Annotated in this window: 33 protein-coding genes and 1 tRNA gene; 28 read left to right on the plus strand and 6 right to left on the minus strand. The window is 60.9% G+C overall.

Annotation, left to right across the window (positions count from 1 at the left end; translation table 11 throughout):
• Window positions 1-40: 40 nt before the first annotated feature.
• Together ACFLEY_RS22375 and ACFLEY_RS22380 are read right to left on the minus strand one after the other, a co-directional pair.
• Window positions 41-808, minus strand: a complete 768-nt coding sequence (locus ACFLEY_RS22375; protein WP_396604867.1) for a hypothetical protein — start codon at window positions 806-808, stop codon at window positions 41-43.
• A gap of 843 nt (window positions 809-1651) precedes the next feature.
• Window positions 1652-1843 carry a hypothetical protein gene (locus ACFLEY_RS22380; protein ID WP_396604868.1) on the minus strand — a complete coding sequence of 64 codons (192 nt, stop codon included), beginning with the start codon at window positions 1841-1843 and terminating at the stop codon, window positions 1652-1654.
• Between the two features lie 163 nt (window positions 1844-2006).
• On the opposite strand from ACFLEY_RS22380, the gene ACFLEY_RS22385 reads away from it, so the two are divergent.
• The 6 genes from ACFLEY_RS22385 (at window position 2007) to ACFLEY_RS22410 (ending at window position 5213) form a co-directional block, all read left to right on the plus strand.
• A complete protein-coding gene (locus ACFLEY_RS22385; protein WP_396604869.1) occupies window positions 2007-2261 on the plus strand; it encodes a hypothetical protein in 255 nt (84 codons plus the stop codon).
• A gap of 44 nt (window positions 2262-2305) precedes the next feature.
• On the plus strand, window positions 2306-2560 hold the full coding sequence (locus tag ACFLEY_RS22390) for a hypothetical protein (RefSeq protein WP_396604870.1): 255 nt from the start codon (window positions 2306-2308) through the stop codon (window positions 2558-2560).
• A gap of 61 nt (window positions 2561-2621) precedes the next feature.
• Entirely contained in the window at window positions 2622-2822 is a 201-nt protein-coding gene (locus tag ACFLEY_RS22395; protein ID WP_396604871.1) for a hypothetical protein, read from the plus strand.
• A gap of 455 nt (window positions 2823-3277) precedes the next feature.
• Window positions 3278-3628 (plus strand): hypothetical protein, encoded by a 351-nt coding sequence (locus ACFLEY_RS22400; protein ID WP_396604872.1) that lies wholly within the window; start codon window positions 3278-3280, stop codon window positions 3626-3628.
• 462 nt (window positions 3629-4090) lie between these two features.
• On the plus strand, window positions 4091-4498 hold the full coding sequence (locus tag ACFLEY_RS22405) for a hypothetical protein (RefSeq protein ID WP_396604873.1): 408 nt from the start codon (window positions 4091-4093) through the stop codon (window positions 4496-4498).
• Complete coding sequence (locus tag ACFLEY_RS22410; RefSeq protein ID WP_396604874.1) at window positions 4476-5213, plus strand: hypothetical protein; 738 nt, start codon at window positions 4476-4478, stop codon at window positions 5211-5213. The genes ACFLEY_RS22405 and ACFLEY_RS22410 overlap by 23 nt, the downstream gene beginning before the upstream one ends.
• A 74-nt stretch (window positions 5214-5287) precedes the next feature.
• Here the strand turns inward: ACFLEY_RS22410 and ACFLEY_RS22415 are convergent, their stop codons facing one another.
• Window positions 5288-5884: an RNA ligase family protein gene (locus ACFLEY_RS22415; RefSeq protein WP_396604875.1), complete on the minus strand. Its 597-nt coding sequence runs from the start codon at window positions 5882-5884 to the stop codon at window positions 5288-5290.
• Between the two features lie 79 nt (window positions 5885-5963).
• Here ACFLEY_RS22415 and ACFLEY_RS22420 point away from each other — a divergent pair, with 79 nt between their 5' ends.
• A complete protein-coding gene (locus ACFLEY_RS22420) occupies window positions 5964-6299 on the plus strand; it encodes a hypothetical protein (RefSeq protein WP_396604876.1) in 336 nt (111 codons plus the stop codon).
• On the opposite strand, the gene ACFLEY_RS22425 is transcribed toward ACFLEY_RS22420, so the two are convergent.
• The gene (locus ACFLEY_RS22425) at window positions 6296-6637 is read right to left on the minus strand and encodes a hypothetical protein (protein ID WP_396604877.1); all 342 of its coding nucleotides are present in this window, start codon (window positions 6635-6637) and stop codon (window positions 6296-6298) included. The two genes, ACFLEY_RS22420 and ACFLEY_RS22425, sit on opposite strands and share 4 nt — an antisense overlap.
• Before the next feature lie 55 nt (window positions 6638-6692).
• The gene (locus ACFLEY_RS22430) at window positions 6693-7031 is read right to left on the minus strand and encodes a hypothetical protein (RefSeq protein WP_396604878.1); all 339 of its coding nucleotides are present in this window, start codon (window positions 7029-7031) and stop codon (window positions 6693-6695) included.
• 597 nt (window positions 7032-7628) lie between these two features.
• On the opposite strand from ACFLEY_RS22430, the gene ACFLEY_RS22435 reads away from it, so the two are divergent.
• From ACFLEY_RS22435 to ACFLEY_RS22495, 13 genes are all read left to right on the plus strand, one after another.
• Window positions 7629-7775, plus strand: coding sequence for a hypothetical protein (locus ACFLEY_RS22435; protein ID WP_171901276.1), 147 nt, complete (start codon window positions 7629-7631; stop codon window positions 7773-7775).
• 58 nt (window positions 7776-7833) lie between these two features.
• On the plus strand, window positions 7834-8106 hold the full coding sequence (locus tag ACFLEY_RS22440; RefSeq protein ID WP_396604879.1) for a hypothetical protein: 273 nt from the start codon (window positions 7834-7836) through the stop codon (window positions 8104-8106).
• A complete protein-coding gene (locus ACFLEY_RS22445; protein WP_396604880.1) occupies window positions 8103-8348 on the plus strand; it encodes a hypothetical protein in 246 nt (81 codons plus the stop codon). Before ACFLEY_RS22440 ends, ACFLEY_RS22445 begins: the two co-directional genes overlap by 4 nt.
• The gene (locus tag ACFLEY_RS22450) at window positions 8345-8479 is read left to right on the plus strand and encodes a hypothetical protein (RefSeq protein WP_396604881.1); all 135 of its coding nucleotides are present in this window, start codon (window positions 8345-8347) and stop codon (window positions 8477-8479) included. Before ACFLEY_RS22445 ends, ACFLEY_RS22450 begins: the two co-directional genes overlap by 4 nt.
• Before the next feature lie 63 nt (window positions 8480-8542).
• Window positions 8543-8725: a hypothetical protein gene (locus tag ACFLEY_RS22455; RefSeq protein WP_060912034.1), complete on the plus strand. Its 183-nt coding sequence runs from the start codon at window positions 8543-8545 to the stop codon at window positions 8723-8725.
• Window positions 8722-8955, plus strand: a complete 234-nt coding sequence (locus tag ACFLEY_RS22460; RefSeq protein WP_396604882.1) for a hypothetical protein — start codon at window positions 8722-8724, stop codon at window positions 8953-8955. Before ACFLEY_RS22455 ends, ACFLEY_RS22460 begins: the two co-directional genes overlap by 4 nt.
• 20 nt (window positions 8956-8975) lie before the next feature.
• Window positions 8976-9224 carry a hypothetical protein gene (locus tag ACFLEY_RS22465; protein ID WP_396604883.1) on the plus strand — a complete coding sequence of 83 codons (249 nt, stop codon included), beginning with the start codon at window positions 8976-8978 and terminating at the stop codon, window positions 9222-9224.
• The gene (locus ACFLEY_RS22470) at window positions 9224-9367 is read left to right on the plus strand and encodes a hypothetical protein (RefSeq protein WP_171901277.1); all 144 of its coding nucleotides are present in this window, start codon (window positions 9224-9226) and stop codon (window positions 9365-9367) included. Before ACFLEY_RS22465 ends, ACFLEY_RS22470 begins: the two co-directional genes overlap by 1 nt.
• A 242-nt stretch (window positions 9368-9609) precedes the next feature.
• Window positions 9610-10116 carry a hypothetical protein gene (locus tag ACFLEY_RS22475; protein WP_060912037.1) on the plus strand — a complete coding sequence of 169 codons (507 nt, stop codon included), beginning with the start codon at window positions 9610-9612 and terminating at the stop codon, window positions 10114-10116.
• The gene (locus tag ACFLEY_RS22480) at window positions 10113-10463 is read left to right on the plus strand and encodes a hypothetical protein (RefSeq protein ID WP_396604884.1); all 351 of its coding nucleotides are present in this window, start codon (window positions 10113-10115) and stop codon (window positions 10461-10463) included. The genes ACFLEY_RS22475 and ACFLEY_RS22480 overlap by 4 nt, the downstream gene beginning before the upstream one ends.
• A gap of 2 nt (window positions 10464-10465) precedes the next feature.
• On the plus strand, window positions 10466-10732 hold the full coding sequence (locus ACFLEY_RS22485) for a hypothetical protein (protein WP_396604885.1): 267 nt from the start codon (window positions 10466-10468) through the stop codon (window positions 10730-10732).
• A 43-nt stretch (window positions 10733-10775) separates the two neighbouring features.
• Entirely contained in the window at window positions 10776-10949 is a 174-nt protein-coding gene (locus ACFLEY_RS22490; RefSeq protein ID WP_171901278.1) for a hypothetical protein, read from the plus strand.
• Window positions 10946-12208, plus strand: coding sequence for an SGNH/GDSL hydrolase family protein (locus ACFLEY_RS22495; RefSeq protein WP_396604886.1), 1263 nt, complete (start codon window positions 10946-10948; stop codon window positions 12206-12208). Before ACFLEY_RS22490 ends, ACFLEY_RS22495 begins: the two co-directional genes overlap by 4 nt.
• A gap of 339 nt (window positions 12209-12547) precedes the next feature.
• On the opposite strand, the gene ACFLEY_RS22500 is transcribed toward ACFLEY_RS22495, so the two are convergent.
• The gene (locus ACFLEY_RS22500; RefSeq protein WP_396604887.1) at window positions 12548-12727 is read right to left on the minus strand and encodes a hypothetical protein; all 180 of its coding nucleotides are present in this window, start codon (window positions 12725-12727) and stop codon (window positions 12548-12550) included.
• 174 nt (window positions 12728-12901) lie between these two features.
• On the opposite strand from ACFLEY_RS22500, the gene ACFLEY_RS22505 reads away from it, so the two are divergent.
• The 8 genes from ACFLEY_RS22505 to ACFLEY_RS22540 all read left to right on the plus strand — a co-directional run bounded on the left by ACFLEY_RS22505 (window position 12902) and on the right by ACFLEY_RS22540 (window position 18210).
• Window positions 12902-13540: a hypothetical protein gene (locus tag ACFLEY_RS22505; protein WP_396604888.1), complete on the plus strand. Its 639-nt coding sequence runs from the start codon at window positions 12902-12904 to the stop codon at window positions 13538-13540.
• A gap of 274 nt (window positions 13541-13814) precedes the next feature.
• A tRNA-Leu gene (locus tag ACFLEY_RS22510) sits at window positions 13815-13890 on the plus strand.
• A 238-nt stretch (window positions 13891-14128) separates the two neighbouring features.
• On the plus strand, window positions 14129-16012 hold the full coding sequence (locus tag ACFLEY_RS22515) for a hypothetical protein (RefSeq protein WP_396604889.1): 1884 nt from the start codon (window positions 14129-14131) through the stop codon (window positions 16010-16012).
• Window positions 16013-16021: 9 nt separating this feature from the next.
• Window positions 16022-16804 (plus strand): hypothetical protein, encoded by a 783-nt coding sequence (locus tag ACFLEY_RS22520; RefSeq protein WP_060912043.1) that lies wholly within the window; start codon window positions 16022-16024, stop codon window positions 16802-16804.
• Complete coding sequence (locus ACFLEY_RS22525) at window positions 16805-17203, plus strand: hypothetical protein (RefSeq protein ID WP_396604890.1); 399 nt, start codon at window positions 16805-16807, stop codon at window positions 17201-17203.
• Window positions 17204-17237: 34 nt separating this feature from the next.
• A complete protein-coding gene (locus tag ACFLEY_RS22530; RefSeq protein ID WP_060912045.1) occupies window positions 17238-17648 on the plus strand; it encodes a hypothetical protein in 411 nt (136 codons plus the stop codon).
• Complete coding sequence (locus ACFLEY_RS22535) at window positions 17645-17977, plus strand: co-chaperone YbbN (RefSeq protein WP_060912046.1); 333 nt, start codon at window positions 17645-17647, stop codon at window positions 17975-17977. The genes ACFLEY_RS22530 and ACFLEY_RS22535 overlap by 4 nt, the downstream gene beginning before the upstream one ends.
• The gene (locus ACFLEY_RS22540) at window positions 17938-18210 is read left to right on the plus strand and encodes a hypothetical protein (RefSeq protein ID WP_060912047.1); all 273 of its coding nucleotides are present in this window, start codon (window positions 17938-17940) and stop codon (window positions 18208-18210) included. Before ACFLEY_RS22535 ends, ACFLEY_RS22540 begins: the two co-directional genes overlap by 40 nt.

Below are 18210 nucleotides of genomic sequence, written 5' to 3' on the forward strand. Positions count from 1 at the left end.
TGAGGCTAGGTCTACTCCGCGGGTTTTGTGGGGGCGGCGCTTAGGCCGCGATCAGTTCCGGCGTTGCGTCCGCGATCGCGTCCGCGTCTTCGCTGGCGAAAGCCTCCGTAACGGCGGCCTCCGTTGCGACCCGTTCCAGATAGAGCGCTTGGATACGCTCCGCCAGAATGGCCAGATCGGTCATGGTCATGTCGCCAGCGCGCTTAAGCATGGCGTCAATCGGGTTGACTTCCTGCTTTTGCTTTGGCGTCGGCGCCAAGGCGGACTCCAGCGCGGCATAGGTCGTGCCGTAGGTTTCCGCGACGAACGAATGGAAATGTTCCATCTGCCCGTTAGCGTCGGCGCCGGCCTCTTTCAGCGCGCGAAGGTTTCGCAGCGTGTCCGCGTGATTGGTGACGACGTCCGCCATAAGGCGCATGGATTGCGTCTTGAGCCGGGCGAGTCCATCGATCAAGCGCGACCCCTTGGCCTTCTTGTCGATATACTCCGCCGCCGCCTTGCGCCGCGTTTCCGGCTTCATTGCCGCGAAGGCGTCGACAATGTGCGCGGTATCGCGCCAAACCGGGTTGCCCTTGAAAGCGAACTCTTTCAGGAAGGCGCGGAACGTGGCCTTATTGGCCTTGATGGAAGCGTCCGACTCGAGCGTTTCGCCCGTTTCCATCCGTTCCAGTTGCTTGGCTGCCAGCACAAGGCCCAAGGCCACGGTTGCGTCATAGCAGGCGGAGTCGACGTTCCCGACGCTCTTAACAGCCGCGTTAAGAGCAATCTGGCCCAGCGTCTTGGGGTTGTTTGCGGGCGAGTTGGTCATGGTCTCTAGTCCTTTGCGTTTGTCCGGAGGCCCGGAGGAAATTTGCCGTTTTGACAAACCTCCCCCGTTCCAAGAAACGTATGTTTCTCAGTCGGTTGCGCGTCTTGCGCGGGAGGCCCGGGCGCCGCGTTGCGTCCGTAGATCAACCATAGGACTCAACTCGATTTGATCCAATGGGAAAAATCGCACCATCTAACGCGTTGAAAACACAACGATATTTCCGCTTCTCATTTCGAACCATGCAAATGAAAACCAATGATTTGCGCAAGAATTCTCTAGTGAAAACAAAGACTTATCGGCGTGGTTTGCACGATTCGAAATTATCTTTGCAATTCGACGTCTTGACACTGTCAAGATTGAGTACAAAGAGAGAACCTTTCGGAATTTAATATTAGACTTTGGTCTAGTCTCAACAAAGAAAGAAAATTCCACGGAGGGCTGGGTCTAGTAGAAGGATTTTTTATTTGAACATGCCCCTGTGTGGAGCGTCACCCCGAAACTTTCGACCGCTAAAAGGCCATTTTCCGTGGTCCCGCAGCATCTTCGCCAAACCCCCGCCAGGATCATCAGCCGAGCCCGTCCATGAGCCTGGCGGCCCCGGTCCGATACTCTGGACCCCAAAGCTGGAGCCCTCCTGGGCGGCCCCCGCAGCGCCCTGCCGCGGTGACCCCCGTTGGCGTTTGCATTAGCGCAAACGGCCGAGCAAATCAAGGGGGGTATGGCCTGAAAAAGACCCCCTCGATCGGGAGGTTCACCCGCGCGCAGCCACCCCTAAAAGGCCATTTCCGTCTGGGCTCGCGGCGGGCGTGGGTAGCGAGCGCTTCGCGCTACCGGAAGGACTCATCAATGGCCGCGTTGACCATGGGGGAAGGGGACCACGTCCCCGTCCGCTGCGCGGATCACGGCCCTCGCCATCGGCGTCGGGTCGAACCCGAGATCTGCGACCGCCTCGGCCACGCCCTGGCGCTGCAGCTCGGCGACGATCGCCTCGGTCACCTTCATCAGCCTGGCCGTCTCGGCGGCGCTGTCGGTCATGGTCGTGCCCTCGGTAGAGCCGAGATCATAGCACCACGCCGGCCGTGGGTAGCGAGCGCTCCGCGCTACCGGAAAGACTCTCCCCGGAACGCGGCGGCGATCTCGTAACCCTCTCCGGGCGCACCTATATGGCCGGCACGTTTCACGGCAGGAGGAGTACGAGATGTCGCTGAGCAACGAGTGGACCGAATGGCACCTGACGCCTGAGGGGTGGGTTCGCGGGACCGAGAAGGAAGACTTCCGAACGATCAACCGCGAGCCTCCGCCCGATCGGGTGAAGACTGTCGTCTACAAGCAGCGCCTCGCCTCGGTCTATTCGAAGCTGGAAGAGGGCCACAGCGTCACCTGGGCCGCCAACGACAGCGCCGCGATATCCCGCCTGGAGACCAAATTCGGCCCCCCGCCGCGCAATCTGTAGACCGTCGTGGTCGTCGAGCGCTTCGCGCTACCGGGAGATCATCTATGGCCGGCCAGCGCTCCGCGCTGATAGAAGAACCAGGTGTCCTGCGCGGAGTGGTGTGGATGGCATTCAGCAAATACGAGTTCAGGGTCGAGCTGTGGCGCCTGATCGAGAAGCATCTGGCCAAAGCCGACACGGCCGAAACCTACTGCGCGCTGGACGGGGAGCTGGAGGAGGCGGCGACCCGGCTGCATCGAATGTCGGAGAAAATCCCCGACGAGGACTTCGACAACCTCGATCCCATGGATCTCACATGAGCAGGCGGGCGTGGGTAGCGAGCGCTTCGCGCTACCCTAAAGCAAACAATGGGAGGTCGGCATGGAGAAGGTGATGGTGTCGCCACGGGTCGCCGAGGTGGTGAAGGGGTTCTCGATCGACGAGGTGCGTCAACTCCTGGAGCTGCGTGAGGAGGTCCTGGCGATCGCCCGCGGGCCGGAGAGAGCCGCCATCGAGTGGCTGAAGCGCCGCCGCGCGCGGGGCCGCTCACGCTGCCTCAGAACTGATCCTGGACGCGACTGAACGCCGGGTGGGCCCGGTTCTTCACCCCTAAAGGTCCTTGAAACTATCCGGCAATCCGTAGATAGACGGTGCCGGCGGAGGGAGTATGACAGCAACTGTATTGAATGTGGCCATGGACGAGTCCACGCCCGAAATAATCATCTGCGCTGCTGTTCGTGCCTCCAATGGAAAGGTCATCAGAGGCCACCGGCACAGTGATGCTATCCGTGCTCTTCAAGCGATGGACGGGTATCAGGGCGAACAACCATATGGTGACGACCATGGGTTCGTCACCTCAACCAACAGGTTCGTAAATCGACGGGAGGCCTACCGGCTACATTTCCCCGACAGAACAGAACCGGACGAGCTTCACAGCGACGAAGTATATTGAGAAATCGCGAGGCTTGCGAATGAACTCGGGTGGCACCGGAAGCGGAGCACTAGATCTACTGCTTGCTGGGATCGTACTTGCCTTCATGTTCTATCTGATCCTGAGAAACTGGCAGTCGATCACGGCCGGCGTCGCGATTGTGGGCATTATTGGAGTCGGGCTTGGTCTCGCGTTCGTGGCACTCGTTGCAGTGGTCACGCTTGGTGTGGCGGGATACGAAGGATACAAGACCAAGCAATGCCAGACAGTCTATGAGCGCGTAGCGAAGGCGAGGGCTGCCCCCAACGATTACTTCGGCAGCAAACTTCGCGCGGATGCCGATGCCGAACAATCGTCGTGCAATGAACTCGCGACACGACTTACCGAACGCGCAAAAAGCAGAAAACCCGACGACTTCGATCCCCTCGACTTCATTCGCAACGTAATGCAGCGCTGAAAGGGTGGCCTCCGTAGGCCAGTGCCTACGGATCGGGACAAACCCACCCACATGCCGTGGTTGTATCCTTCGGCACAGAGTTGCAAATGCCCTTGAAACTATCCGGCAATCCGTAGACAGTGCCGGAGCAGAGGGGGCAGCAATGAAGCGGATATTTGTATTGGGAATATTGTTCCTGTTGACTGGATGCGCTTCCGAACCGCCAACGCCAGAGCAGCGCCAGTTTTTGGCTCAATGGATGTTGGCGCAGCAGGCACGCCAACCACCACAACCTCAGCCGTACTACATGCCGACGACTCCTGTGCCGGCGCAGCAGAGGTCGACCAACTGCATTACCAACCAGGTCGGCAACTCACTCTACACGAATTGCAATTAGTCACTGCGAGCAGGAGACGATGTTGAAGAAACTAGTTCTCGCGGTCATGTCGATCGCGCTCACGGGAGGCAGGGGGAGAAGGGCAATTGCATACCATCAAAACTTGGATCAAGACTTGGATTGCGTACTCCATGGCTTTGGGTGGCGTTCCTTTTGATGTTGCATTTGAATTACTAAACCGTGAGAAGAAGGGTATTACGTCTCCCTTGGCGGCGATACACGACCGCGAGCACCCCACAGACACGCTCACACCTGACGAAGGAAAACCGCCTTCATTACCAGGAGAAAGAATGAAGCCACTGCGCTATTTTCTCCTCACCGTAACTGCAATTTGCTTTGTAGTTTTGACCTATACGATGGGTGATGAACTAGTGAAGAAACGGCATCCAGACATACCGTGGTTTGTCTGGGGAATTTGGATCAGTCTTGCACTAAACTTCTTTTACCTTGCTCGCGTGCAAAGGCGGGATAATGACGGAAGCCGTGTGCTTTAAATGCGGAGACCACAAGCTCGGCGCGTTTTCGAACTGTAAGAATTGCGGGGCACGCCCCCGATCAGATGATGATCTGATGTTATCGCTGGCGCTTACAGATCATTATTTTGATCACGCTCGGCTAGAGCAGATGGGGCGAGACATCGCGGCCGGAAGATTACCTCAGCTTGATCAGGCCACTAAAGAAAAGCTGCGTCCTGCGGTTGCCGAGGCAAAACGCATTCTCGGTATCGGTCGCGACAAGAAACGGCAGGTCGCCCCGGCGAGCCGTTTGTTCGGGCTTTCGGGGATTGTTGATAAAATCAGGAACTCAAAGGAAGAGCGGCGGTGTTATCTGGCTGCAATGAAGGAGTGCGAGTTCGTTCAAAGCCAGCTGGAACATCTTCTCGATGGGTTTCCGGCGCTTGCCGTAGATCCAACAATGAAAAAAGTACGGCACCTAATACGAAGAACAAAGTCTGAGCTAGTAAAATCGGTCCGAAATGGGCTCTCCTACAGAACCATAATATTTCTTTTGATAAGCAACGTTACTTGGGAAGAGTTGCGTACTGGCGAGCACATGGTTTACCGGAATTATCCGAGTATGATGGGCGAGGGCTTTAAAGGTCTTTTCCTCCTTTCTTCCGATACTCTCGTTTCGTGCGGATACCAAACACAAGCAGAAGCCGACGCCGAGAAGGAACAATTATTCGAGCTGCTGAAGAACTTGGGGTGATCTGGAGGAGCTTCTCGCAATGCGCTCCCACCTGGACTGTGAGCGCCGGCACTGCGTCGAGCGTCCCAAGAAGCTTAGAATTGATCTTGGACGCGACTGAAGGCCGGGTGCTGGCGGTTCTTCACCTTGATCCACTCGCAGGTCCGCGGCCGGTACCGCCGCTCGCGGTGTTTTGAGACCAACCCCTCGAGCCCCATGCGGCAGGCCGCGTCGAACAGGCTCGGGCCGATCTCGCCGCGCTCGAACGGTGCTACGAAGATCCCTTCGGGCCGGCGGTGCAGGATCTTGGCGAGTCGCTCCTTGCGCTCGAATAGCGGCAGGTCCCGCAGGTCATCGCCGTCAAGCACGACCAAGTCGAAGGCGTAGAGCTGGGCGTCGTCGTTGTAGCGGCCAGAGTGCAGCCAGTCGAACTGCGAGATGCCGCGGACATCGAGCACACAGATCTCGCCGTCGATGATGAACTGGCTCTGGCGCATCTTCCGCGCCGCCTCGACGATCATCGGGTAACGCCAGGTCCAGTCCAGGCCGGACTTCGACAGTACCTTCACGTCCTTGCCGTCGCGGATTACGCGCCCGCGGTACCCGTCGTATTTGACCTCGTGGATCCAGTCAGCACCCGCCGGGACGACCTTCCGGGCCTCCGGTTTGCAAAATTCAAACTGTCTGGTCATGACCGGAATCTATGCACGGTCGCGGGAAATGCGAGTCGTTTTGTGCTAGGAAGCCGAGTTTAGTGCAGGAGGGGCGAACATGATGAGAGCTTTGGTGATCGCGCTGGCAATGACATCGTGCTCTAGTGGCGCAGTGAACGCCGCAGGGGAAGTCTTTGGTGTTGGCACGGCGAGCTGCACCCATTTCAGCCAGGCGCGGGCAACGGTGAACGAAGTGGCCTACATGAGTTGGGTGCAGGGATGGCTGAGCGGCATCAATGCGGCGCGCAAGCTTCAAGGGCAATCGATTATCGACCTGGATGCAATGCCGTTCAACGCGATGCAGGACTTCGTGCGCAGCTATTGCGGTAGCCACCCCAAGGCGACGGTTCTGGACGCAGGCCTGGGACTGCTCGGCCAGATCACCGGTCACTAGCTAAGCGGAAGCGCCAGTTGCACGCCCATCTTGCGCCCGAGCTGGCTCTCGATGAAGTCCTTCAGGGTGTCGGAGACCTCGCGGCCCTCGGCGCTGATCCGCCGTTCCAGATCCCGCGCCACATCTTCGGAAGCATCCCGCGACCAACCCTCAGCCGGGTTGAAGGCGACCACGCGCAGCACCTGGTCGTACTGTCCGGAGAGCAGATCAGTGATCAGGGTAGGGTAGTCCACGCCCTCGTCGGTCTCGCGGAAGGCCGCGCCGCTCCGGAAGTCCTCCAGGACCAAGTAGAAATCCTTGTCCAGCCGATCGTTGGGGATGATCGAGGGCGAGACCATACGCTGAACTCCACTGACCGGAGTCCAGATAGGCAAGGGGAGAGCGAAAAGCGAATCAGTCCCCGAGGCCGCGGTGCGCCGCCTGGATGTGCGCCGGCACGCCGGCATTCGTGATCTCGGCGCCGCAGAAGCAGCGCGACCGGCCCGATGTCCGCTGCGTCGGCATCGGCAGATGCTCGTCGTGCATCCGGTCCTTCCAGGCCTGGAAGTCGCGGTTCTGCCGCCACAGCTCGTAGTGCGCCTCGGTACGAGTTGCTGACAGCTGCCGCCAGGCGTCTTCGAAGCCGGCGCGCGCGTCATCGAAGGTCTCGCCCGTTCCGTGGGTCTGCTGGCCGGGATCGCAGCCGGGATAGAACCCACAGCTCCAGCCCCATTGCGGGGCTTGCGTGGGCACGCCAGCTCTCCGGCCGATGTGACCGACCCGGACGTCCCCGAAGTAGACGAACCAGCCTCCCTCGTGGTGTGGATCCTTGTCTGGCCGACGTGTGAGCTGAGGCATGGTACGAAATCCGATCGGGCGGGGCGCTTCGCGCCCAGGACCGTATCGTAACAGGGCCGGCGCGCGCGGTGGTTTCGTTCGATTGACCGTGTCGGCCTCGCCGACAGGGTATGTCGGTTATCCCGACACGCCGTGTCGGCCTCGCCGACATCTTGAACCGTGTATATTACTATCCGTAGATATTAGACTCCTTGGTTCAGTAGACTCTACTTAAGAACCAAGAGTGTAATGCGCGCTGCGCGCGTTTGCATTTCCTCCTCCTGTCAGAAAAAGCCGTAACCTTTTTGCAACAGTCGAGCCGGGTCCCCCCATTTGCACGACTGCAAGTCCGACCCCTTGACAAAACCGGGGTATGGCCGTAGGAAAGGGGCTACATTGGCATTCGTGCAAACGAGGATGGGACCAGCAGGTCGGCATCCATAACCCCCGGGCAGGGAACTCGTGTCCGGACGTTTGCACGAATGCAAGGATTTCGAAGGGAGCGCTCCGACCATGATGACCGATCTCATGTTCGTAGCCGCACTAGGCCAACTGACGATCCAGCTTCTGACGCTGTGCTTCGGCGCGATGCTGATCCTGGCCGGAGCGCTCCTGCTGACGAGATGGATGGCCTCGGCCTCCGCCGATCTCGAAGACTGAGGTTTCACAGAGCCCGTAGCAATGCCCTCGGCAGCTCGGGTCACCATTTGGGGGCGTCATGGCCGACGACAAGGAACAGATCAGACTGCTCGACCTCGCGCTTGATGCGCTGGAGGACGAGCTGAAGAGCTGGACCCGTCTCGGCACTTGGAAGACCGGCGTCACCCGCCTTGTGCGCAACCCGCTGCGCGCCGCGCCGCTCGGCGCACCGGTCGACAAGGACGCCGAGATAACGTTCATCGACGTGCCGGACAACGAGGTCAACGGCATCCTGACCCGCGTCGCCATGGACAAGGTCGTCACCATGCTCCGCAAGGAGCTGCGGGGATGAACGTCGGCGAGTTCCTGCTGATAGCCGGCTGCTCGATCATCATCGCGGCCGGCATCACGGCCTGGCGCTTCAGGACGAAGCCTCGGGTCTCGGGCTGGTCCGCCGAGGACGTCGAGCTGCTGACCATGCCGGCGCACGAGCGTGTCGCTCGCCAGCTCTGCTGCTTCCACGGCCAGCCCGAATTCATGTGGCGCCGATACACGGCGCTCGCCGTCGCCACGATCTTGCAGAGGAAGCCATGACCCGTCGCCGCCAGTTGCAGTTCATCCGCGCGCAAATCCGCGCAGAGTTTCACGACCGCCTGACCCGCACGGTGCTCATCGCCTTCAGCATCTGCGCCGCCGCCAACCTCCTGTTCGGCGGCATCCACTGATTACCAAGAGCCCGCTGACTGCCCCGAGCAGCGCGGGTCCACCCTTCACCAAGAGGTCTGACGATGGCGAGATCGACATACATCTACACCGTCATGACCAACGGCGCTCCTGAGGCGGCGTTCACCGTCAAGCACGAGCTGGTCACCTATCTGGGCAAGCGAGACCCAATCCGGCCGCCGTACGTCCTCTACCAGCTCCGAGACGGCGGCAAGCAACCCGAACTCACGAGGATCATCGAGCTGTGACCAAGGCCGGTGCCGATCCGATCTCGACATCACCGCTCGCCGCGATCGCGCTGCAAGCCATCACCCAGCTCGACAAGCTCGTCGGGCCGGTCGAGGCGCAGTTCTGGATGCAGCGGTCCAACGACTTTCTCGGCGGTGTCACACCGATCACCGCCATCAAGGAACGACGCACCGCCGACGTCATGTCCGCGGTGCGCCTCGTCGCAATCGAAAAGGGGCTCTTCGAGTAGCCCCGCAAGGGGAGATGAACTTGAAGGACCGCTACGCACTCGTCGCTGCGACCGAGCATACCGCCCGGCAATACCTCAGCGCCTTCGATCTCAAGGATTGGGAAGCCTACGGCTACACCGCCGCGGTGACCGGCGCCCGCTTCGAGCGCCTCGTCATCATGCGCCCGCACTGGAACGCAACCGGCGCAGAGCTGGCGAAGTTCGAGACCGAGTTCGTGCCCAACTGGGCCACGCGCGTACCGCCCGATGGCGTCTACACGGTGATCTGATGAACCAGAACATCGTCAGCATCGTCTGTGCTGCCGTCCTGGTCTTCGCGACCGCCATCAACATCTTCGCCGCGGTCAAGCTGACGCGCGCCGAGGACAAGGTCAGCAACATCTTCTGTGTCGAGGCGCCGCAAGGGCGCTGAGGAGCGCTCATGCCGTTTCCGTTTTCCGTATTCCTTTTCAGCTACGTCATCTGGCAGGCCTCGATCGAGCGGGCTTTCCTCTACACCCCCGTCGAGGTGCGCCAGTGAGATGCTTCAAGACATTTGACCGTCTTCTCCTCCTCGCGCCCCTAATGCTCGTCATCGCAGCCGTTGTGGCGCTGCACCTGATCTGCCTGTTGTTCGGCTAGAGCACCCCCGGCGCGCAACCGAGCCACGCCAAAATGAAAGCTCTGATCAACGCCCTCGCGGGCGCGCTGATGCTGTGCGCCCTGACGCCAGCGTCGGCCAAAGACGTGCCTGTCCAGTTCACTTCTGGCCGGGCCGCGACGTTCATCACCGACGACCAAGGTGGCATCATCACCGAGTTCGTCAAGAAGTACTCCGACATGCGCGACGCCGGCACCAACGTGGTGATCGACGGCGACTGCGCATCAGCCTGCACCATCGTGCTTGGCATTCTGCGCCCCGAGAAGGTCTGCGCAACGCCCGATGCCTCTCTCGGCTTCCACTCCGCCACGGCCATCACCCGTGAGGACGGCAAGGCGCCAGTCTTCGAGCACGCCGCCGAGATCTCCAAGCTCATCTTCAACAGCTACCCGGGCAAGGTCCGGGCCTGGCTGACGAAGCAGGGCTGGAACGGCAACAACCCCCATCCGGAAGTCATCTGGGCGAGGGGAGGTCAGGTCCGGAAGTTCATCCGGCCTTGCACCGCGGCGGACCTGTCGTGAGCCGCCGCCCTCTGCCTGATCGGCGCAAGCTCCCGAAGATCATCAAGGTCGGGATCACGGAATTCGAGCTGATCCACTGGGATCCCGTCGAGGCGGAAGCCGAGGGATGCCGTGGGCTCTGCAACGTCTTCGAATACCACATCAAGGTCCGGACCGATCTTCCGGACTCACATTTCGCGGAAGTGCTTGAGCACGAGATCAACCACGCCTGCTGGGCGGCGGCGAAGCTCAAGTTAAGAGCCAGTGAGGAGACGGTCGTCAATCGCTTGACGCCGGTCCTGATCATGGCCCGCCGCGACAACCCCGAGATCTATGCCTGGATCGATCGGGCGATCGCGAAAGCCTGACCATGTACAAGAACGTGATGGTCGCCTCTTCCAAGAGGCAGGCCTCGGCGATGATCGCCTGGATGAAGCTCGACGCCGACGTGTGGGAGCCGCTCGCATATGGCGGCCCCGTCACCAAGCTCTACGCGCACGCCAAGCTCGTGCGGCCGAGCGAGGGCGTCGACCAAGCCCATTCCGACTGGGTGTTCGAGAAGCTCGTCCCCAACCTGTGCCTGACGGCGACCACAGTTCCTCCGAACTGGAAGATCCCGCAGGAGCACGTCGAATAAGCCAGCCGGATCACATCCGGCCAACAACAAGAACAACAAGCCTATGGCAAAATCAGCGAAGGCGCATTGGACGCGACGTCGTCTCATCGCCTACCTCGAAAATCGTGACGACAAGAGAAAGCAGGCAACGCCGCCGAGCGGCGAAGTGTTTCTGACCGATGTCGACGGTGCGATCCTGGTCGATCCGGAAGGCTACTACCTTACGGAAAAGCAATGACCGCAAAGACGCGCCTTCTTACTTCGAGCAAGCTCTACCGTCATCCCAACACTGTCGTTGCCCTTGGCGACTCTCGAGTTGCTCAGATCCATGCGGACGGCGCCTACCGCAATAAGTCCGCCAACAACCACTTCGGCGTCGGCAACGCTCTCGCCGGACAACGCGCCATTCTCGTCCAGAACCTCGGCTGGAGTGGAGACCGAACCGACCAGGCGCTGGTGCGTCTACAGGCCGCGATCGATAGCGGCGCCTACGTCCTCTACATCCACCTGGGCGTCAACGACATCGCGCAGGCGTATCCGACTGCGACGACCTCTGGCATCACCGCCTGGAACAACATCAAGACGATGATCGACGCCGGCATCGCCAACGGCATGCTGCCGCTCGTCGTCCTCGATCCTGGCGCGAACAACTTCTCGGCTGCCCAGATCACGCAGCTCATCATCCTGAACGAGAACATCCGCGAATATGCGGAGAAGGTTCGGATGGTGCTCTTCGATCTGGCGGCGGCGATCTACAATCCGGCGGCGACGTCGACGACCGCGATCTCGATCCTCGGAGCGATCGACGGCGTCCACGAGGCCAACCTCGGCGGCTATCTCGGCGGCAAGGCGTTCGCCCAGGTGCTGACGGCAATCATGCCGCCCCGGGCGCACGGCGTTCGCGGCGCGTTCGAGGTGCCGAGCAACTCGCTGATCAACCTGCTGACCAACCCGATGTTCACGGGCGGCACCACTGGTACGGTTGGCGCCGGCCTCACCGGCCAGGTCGGAACCAGTTGGATCGGCTCTCGCGCGGGCGGCGCAACAGCGACCGCTTCTGTGGCCGATGCATCGGACGGATCTGGCCTCAAGGAACAGATCCTGGCTTGTACATTCACGGCGCTCAACGACGAGGTCAATGTCCATCAGGACGTCGCCCTTGCCAACTGGTCTCCGGGAGACATCCTCCAGGCCAGCGCCGAAGTCGTCGTCGACAACGCATCGTCGAACCTGGCTGGCGTGTATCTCTACCTTCAGGCCAACGGCACCGGCAACGGCTTCGGCGCCGTTACCGCGATGGATGGCTACTGCCAAGGCACCGGGTGGGGCGCAGGCCCGACCGAGGGGCGCAAGTATCTCTTCGAGACCGAGAAGCTGATCGTGCCGAACTACACCACCAAGAGCTGGGTTACTGCTCACGTCAAGGCGATCGGCGCAGGCGCCGGCTCTGCGACCATGCGCGTTCGTCGCTTCCAGGTCCGCAAGCGGCTCTACTGAGACAACACCATCCCCGGAGCACAGAACAGGGAGTAGGGACATCGATCCCTGACCGACTGCTAAGACCCGGCCTGCGGCGGGGGTTTCCTCCTCCTTTACCCCGCCGCGCCCGATGACAAATCAGCTCTGCTGCAAAACATCGGGCACCCAACGTTTCAACTCTAACCAGATAGGTGGACTGCCGCCCCGGTAACGGGTGTCGGCTCTAACGGGTAAGCCAGTATTCCCGTAGCCCTCGTAATTCTTCAAAGCGGCCTCTGAGGAGGAACGGCTGATCCCCGTCAACGCGATGCAGTTGAGGCACCAGGTCGGTCGACTTCTGGATTGGACCGCCCCCACCTAATGGCTCGTGATGTCGCGCGGCGGCGTCATAGCGCACAGCCAATCGGCGAAGAGGTCCATGGTAAGTCGCCGACGACCGTTGTTACCATTCTGCCAGAATGGTGACAGAAGATCAGCGTGATGCAGATCGAGGTCGAAAGGATCAGAGTCGTCGTCCTGCGGGGCGGTGACGGTCACGAGCCATATTACTCCCCAAGAGCGGTGACGCGACATGCGTCCAGCGCAGGAACTGCGCGATGGCGATGGTGCCCCACGAGCCCTGAGATCCGACACGAGGCGCTCCGCTCTTGCTATCTTTCCCTCGCGGATATTTGATGCTGGCCTGCTGGCCATTGAGAAAGCGAGACCGAAATGGGTTGGGTCGAAGAGATGTTCAAAGCCGGACAGAGCCCATCCGTCTGGCTGTCAAGTGCCGAAAGCCTACAGGCTGCGGCCGAAACTATATTGGAGCGCGAAGAAGCGGGCGCGCCTGCCTATTTCAGCGCGCTTGAGGCCGCGGGGCGTGAGGCGGTCGAGAAGTCCTATTCTTCAGAAGATAAAACGGGCGTGGCGGAGGTGCGCTGCGAACCTCCAAATTATTTGCCGGCGCAATTGCTTTACGCATTCGCGCTTGAGAACGTTTTCAAGGGGATGATGGTCGCCAACGATCCGACCCTAGCGAACGAGACGAAGCTCAATAGTGAGCTGAAGTCGCATGAGCTAGATGGACTAGCCGCCAAAGCTGGCTTCGCTCTGTCAAACGAGGAGCAGTTGTTACTAAGAACACTGAGTGAGATCGCAATTTGGGCCGGGAGATACCCAGTGGCATCGAGATTGCGCGATCACACGTCGCCCCCAATGAGCGATCCGCACGACCTTCTAAATTTTGGAAGACAGCACCCGACGCTGCGGTCGGTTTTCCAGAGAGCCAAGGAAACACTTGTTTCCAAAATACCCCATGAGATTGCGCGGTTTGGCGTAGTCGTGGCGCTACCCTCGGAACCGCAATGAAGTCACCCATTGGCGCGCGCAAACGACCGTCTTAGGTTTCGCCATGTGTCAAGCCGAGCGCTCGCTGTTGCGAGCACAGCCCGTCACCGATTGAGTGACGGGCACCAATGGAGCCCCAGACGCGCCTCTCACGACAAGCGCCGGCACAAGACCAGTGTCCGCGTGTGATGCTTCTGGGCCACCCGGGCCGCGGTTGGTCTCGCGGTCACGCGAGAGGGTGGGCGCTGTTGAGGAGCAGCAGGCAAGGCCCTGAGAAGGTCGTCCTCACCCATTCGCCAGTGTAGCTCAATGGGAGAGCAGCGGCTTCAATAAGCCGCAGGTCGTTGGTTCAACTCCTCCCGCTGGCACCAATTCGATCGAGGACGGAACGGCCTCCCGTCGCGCCATGATGACGATGGCAAAGTAGCTGACGCCGCCGCATTGCGGGTAGCGAAGAGATGCGGGACAGGGCACCCCGCCGATCGAACGAAATTCACGCCATTCTAAATTCATGCATCGGGGTCCTCTGGCGTAGGCGGCCGGTCTCCAAAACTGTGCTGCGAGAGTTGTTCAAGTCTCTCCCCCGGTGCCAAACAAAAAAGAAGAACGATGGGCACGTTACGCTACCAGGTGCTGTCCCCGAGCGGCATCACCATTGGCACGGACTTCTATGCGCAGAACTCGATCGTCACGCTGACGGCAGAGGGCGCGAAGTACCTCCTCCTCAACAAGCAGATCGGTCTTGCGACTGGTCAGCAGGCGCCGGCCGGCGAACCTCCAGCTCCCAACGAGGATGACGTCTACCTCGACGTTCGATACAACGGCGTCATCGAGACGATGTCGCTTACGAAGCTGCGCTCGATGTTTCCGAGCATCAAGGGCGATGCTGGTCCGCTTGGTCCGAAGGGGCCCGCCGGCCCGCAGGGCGAGAAGGGGCTCAAGGGCGACACCGGGCGCGGCATCGCGCTGAAGGGCATCGTCGCGACCAATTTCGATCTGCCGGCCAGCGCCGGGGAGGGGGATGTCTGGCTCGCTGAAGAGACCGGCCGCGGTTACGCCTGGTCTGACGGCAACTGGAAAGACATCGGCGCCTTCCGCGGCCCGCAAGGCGGCCCGGGTCCTGCTGGTCCTGCCGGCCCACGCGGTCTGAAAGGTGATCAGGGTATCGCTGGCCCGAAGGGCGAGCCTGGGCTGAAGGGTGATCCCGGCGATCCCGGCAATCCGACCTACGCCTATCGGGCGGAAGCCGGCATGACGGCAGCCGAAGCATCGGCGACGTCGGCTGCTGCCAGCAACGCAGCAGCGGCGGGTCACGAGGCCAACGCGCGGTCCTACAAGCAGGCGGCCGAGACCGCGGCAACCAACGCCGCCGCGAGCGAAACGTCAGCGAACCAGCACATAGTTGACGCAGCGGCGTCGCGAGATGCGGCTGCTGGTAGCGCGCTCAGCGCCGGCACTTCGGCAGGCGTGGCGACGACGGCGGCCAGTAATGCGCAGGGCTACGCGACCTCCGCGCAGACATTCGCTGAAAACGCGGCAAGCGCTCAGGGCGCCGCGGCCGACGCCGTGACCAAGATCAACGAGTTCAAAGGCATCTACTACGGTGGTCTAACCGCTGACCCGGCGACCGATCCGCTTGGCGCCGCGCCGAACGCTGGGGACTTCTACTTCAACACCGTGTCTAAGAAGTTCCGCACCTACGACGGCGCGGCCTGGAACGACATGGTGTCCGTTGGCACGCTGAAGCGCTTCATCTTCTCTGCGACCGCCGGGCAGACGACCTTCACGGGCGCCGACGCCTTCGCCAAGACTCTGGCTTACACGGCTGGTGCCGTCGAGGTCGTGGTCAACGGCATGTGGTTGCCCTACAGCGACTACACGGCCAGCAACGGCACCTCGATCGTGCTGAACAGCGCCTGCGTTGGCGGCGACGTCGTCTACGTGTTCGCCATGAGCGCCTACAGCGCGTCCGACACACTCCAGAAGTCGACCAACGGTTCGGACATCCTCGACAAGGCTGCGTTCCGCACCAACCTTGGGCTCACCTCCATCGCAACAGCGGCAGTCGGTCAGATCCCGGGCACCACTGGGACGACGCAGCCTGCGAGCGGCATGCGCGGAGAGCGCATCTCGGTCAGCGGCAGCTTGAACTTTGCTGGCTCTGGCACGCCGGGCAACATCTGCTTCATCGATGTGCCGGCCGGCGTTTGGGACCTCGACTTCTTCAGCATCTTCGGCGGTCCCGGCGCGACCACTTCGTCCGATTGGATCACAGCCATCAGCACGGTGAGTGCTTCGGTCGGCTCCGGCGCAATTGGGTTCACGCCGCATACCCGACACCCGTCGGGAGCTGATTACTCCATCTGCCATACGGCGCCTCGCATTCGCGTCACGGCAGCCGCCACCACCCGCTACTACCTGAACGCGCAGGCCAGCTGGTCGGGCGCCGGATACTCGGTGAGCGGGACGCTGCAAGCCACGCGGGTCAGCTAAGGATCAACCATGCCATTTAATGTTCTCGCGACGGCGCAAGCTCGCGCCTTCGCCCATGGCCAGGTGAAGCTGGTCTACAGTAGCGCAACGCAGCTGATCCTCACCTACGGCAACGGCGATCTGATTAAGATCAATGGAGTGTGGAGACGCCTTCCAAGCGGAGGCGTCGCCATCTCCAATGCCGGCCTCTCGGCCAGTACGGTCTACTACGTCTATGCGTACTGGACTGGCAGCGCCGTCGCGGTGGAGTTCAGCACGACGGCTCGCGCCACCAGCACCGCTGCAGGCAACGAAGGGGTTATGTCCAAGAGCGGCGACGACAGTCGTTCGCTAGTGGGCATGGTGTACACCAATGCGTCCGGTCAGTTCGCTGATCAACAAAATGCGCGCCACACGCGCTCGTGGTTCAACGAAAGTGGACTGCTTGCAGCTGCTAATAGTGGCACCACCGTGTCCACTTCAAGCACATCGCCTATCGAGTTGGACGCTGGCGCTCGCTGCTTCGTCCTTATGTGGACCAACGAGATATGCTCTCAAACCATCCAAGCGAACTCGTCCCATAATACGGGCGGGCAGGCCACGTATACGTCATGCTCAATAAATGGATCAGTCGTAGGAAATCCGTTCGCGTACCACGAAACGACAGTCAACTACTACAACATCGTTGGCAACGAGTGGCTTACTGCTTCGGCCGGCGACGGACTGGCTACGTTCTCCATGTTTGGTTGGGTCAGCGCAGGAACAGCCTCTTGGTTCAACAAAATGAACATCATCAGCACGCAGCGGAGATAAATGATGATTCACTACGATCTTGTTCAGGCGATCGAGTCCATCCGGCCCGGCGCCAAGTTCACGCTCCGCGGTGACGATATCAGCGGGCTTGAGTGGCAGGATGCCACTCAATCTGCGCCGACATCGGATGAAATCCTGACGGCGCTCACTGCTCTCCCGAAGCTGGTGCTTCCGCAGGATCTGATGGCGCAGTTCACCACGGACGACGCCGCAAAGATCCAGACGTTCATCGCCGGCAACACCCAGGCCTGGTTGCTCTGGATGTCCTTCACCACCCAGAAGGACGCCATGCTCACCACCAACGACCGCTTCAAGGCGGGTTGGAGCGCGCTCGTAACGATCCTCGGCGCGGATCGAACGAATGAAATCGCATCAGCACTCGGCATTACAGTAACCTGAGGCCCCGCATGGTGGCCTCCTCTTTGAGGTCACCATGTTCACGCTCCTGTCCCTCATCCCCGGGCTCGCGTCCGGCTTTCTGAGCTGGCTCAACAAAAAGTCCGACGCGGACTTGGAGAAGTTCAAGACCGCTGTAGGCGGCGACGTCACACTCAACGTGGCCGAGCTGCGCTACAAAGTCGAGGTCGCCCGAATGGCGGCCGACATGCGCAAGGGCGACCGCGAGCACTGGTTCACTGCCTGGATGGTTCCGGTCGCCTTCGCTGTCCTCTTCTTTCACGTCGCGGCGGTCGTCTTCGACTCCATGCCTCTGCTCGGCCACGAGATCGGCAGCTGGAAGATCGCCGCGCTCCCCGCTCCCTACAACACCATGCAGGAACAGATCGTCCTGACGATCTGCGGTGTCGCGGGCATCTCCTCACTCAAGAAGATCTTCTCCCGATGAAATCCATCACCGATGCGACCCCGATCTCGGACGTCCTCGCCGCGCCGACACCCGTCCTCATCAAGTTCGAGGCGAGGTGGTGCCAGCCCTGCAAGGCGATGACGCCGATCATCCAGGAGATCGAGAAGGATCTCGACGGCAAGGTGGCGGTCTTCACTGCCAACGTCGAGCACTGCTCGCTCCTGGCGCAGCGCTTCAAAATCAACCAGATCCCGGCGCTTGTCGCGATCGACAATGGAATGGTCACCGCGGTCACGACCGGCGCGGCCAAGAAGTCGGATATCCTCTCATGGATCGAGCTGGCGCTGCCAAGCCTTCAGAAGTCCTGACCTACGACCCCGCCGAGGACTTCGGCTTCGAGATCAATCTCGCTGAAGGCACCATGACCTTCGAGGGCGGGTTCAAGGCCAACATCACCGAGATCCTCGACCGCTACGGCGATGAGACCGAGGATCCGGAGGAGGCCAGATACATCATCGTCGAGATGCCGCCTGACGGGCTCTGGGTGACGATCGACCTCAGCCAGGTCGGTCCCCAGCATGTGCAGGCCGCACCTCACTAA

Origin of the sequence: Bradyrhizobium sp. YCK136 (genome assembly GCF_044570075.1) — a bacterium.
GTDB classification, from domain to species: Bacteria; Pseudomonadota; Alphaproteobacteria; order Rhizobiales; family Xanthobacteraceae; genus Bradyrhizobium; species Bradyrhizobium diazoefficiens.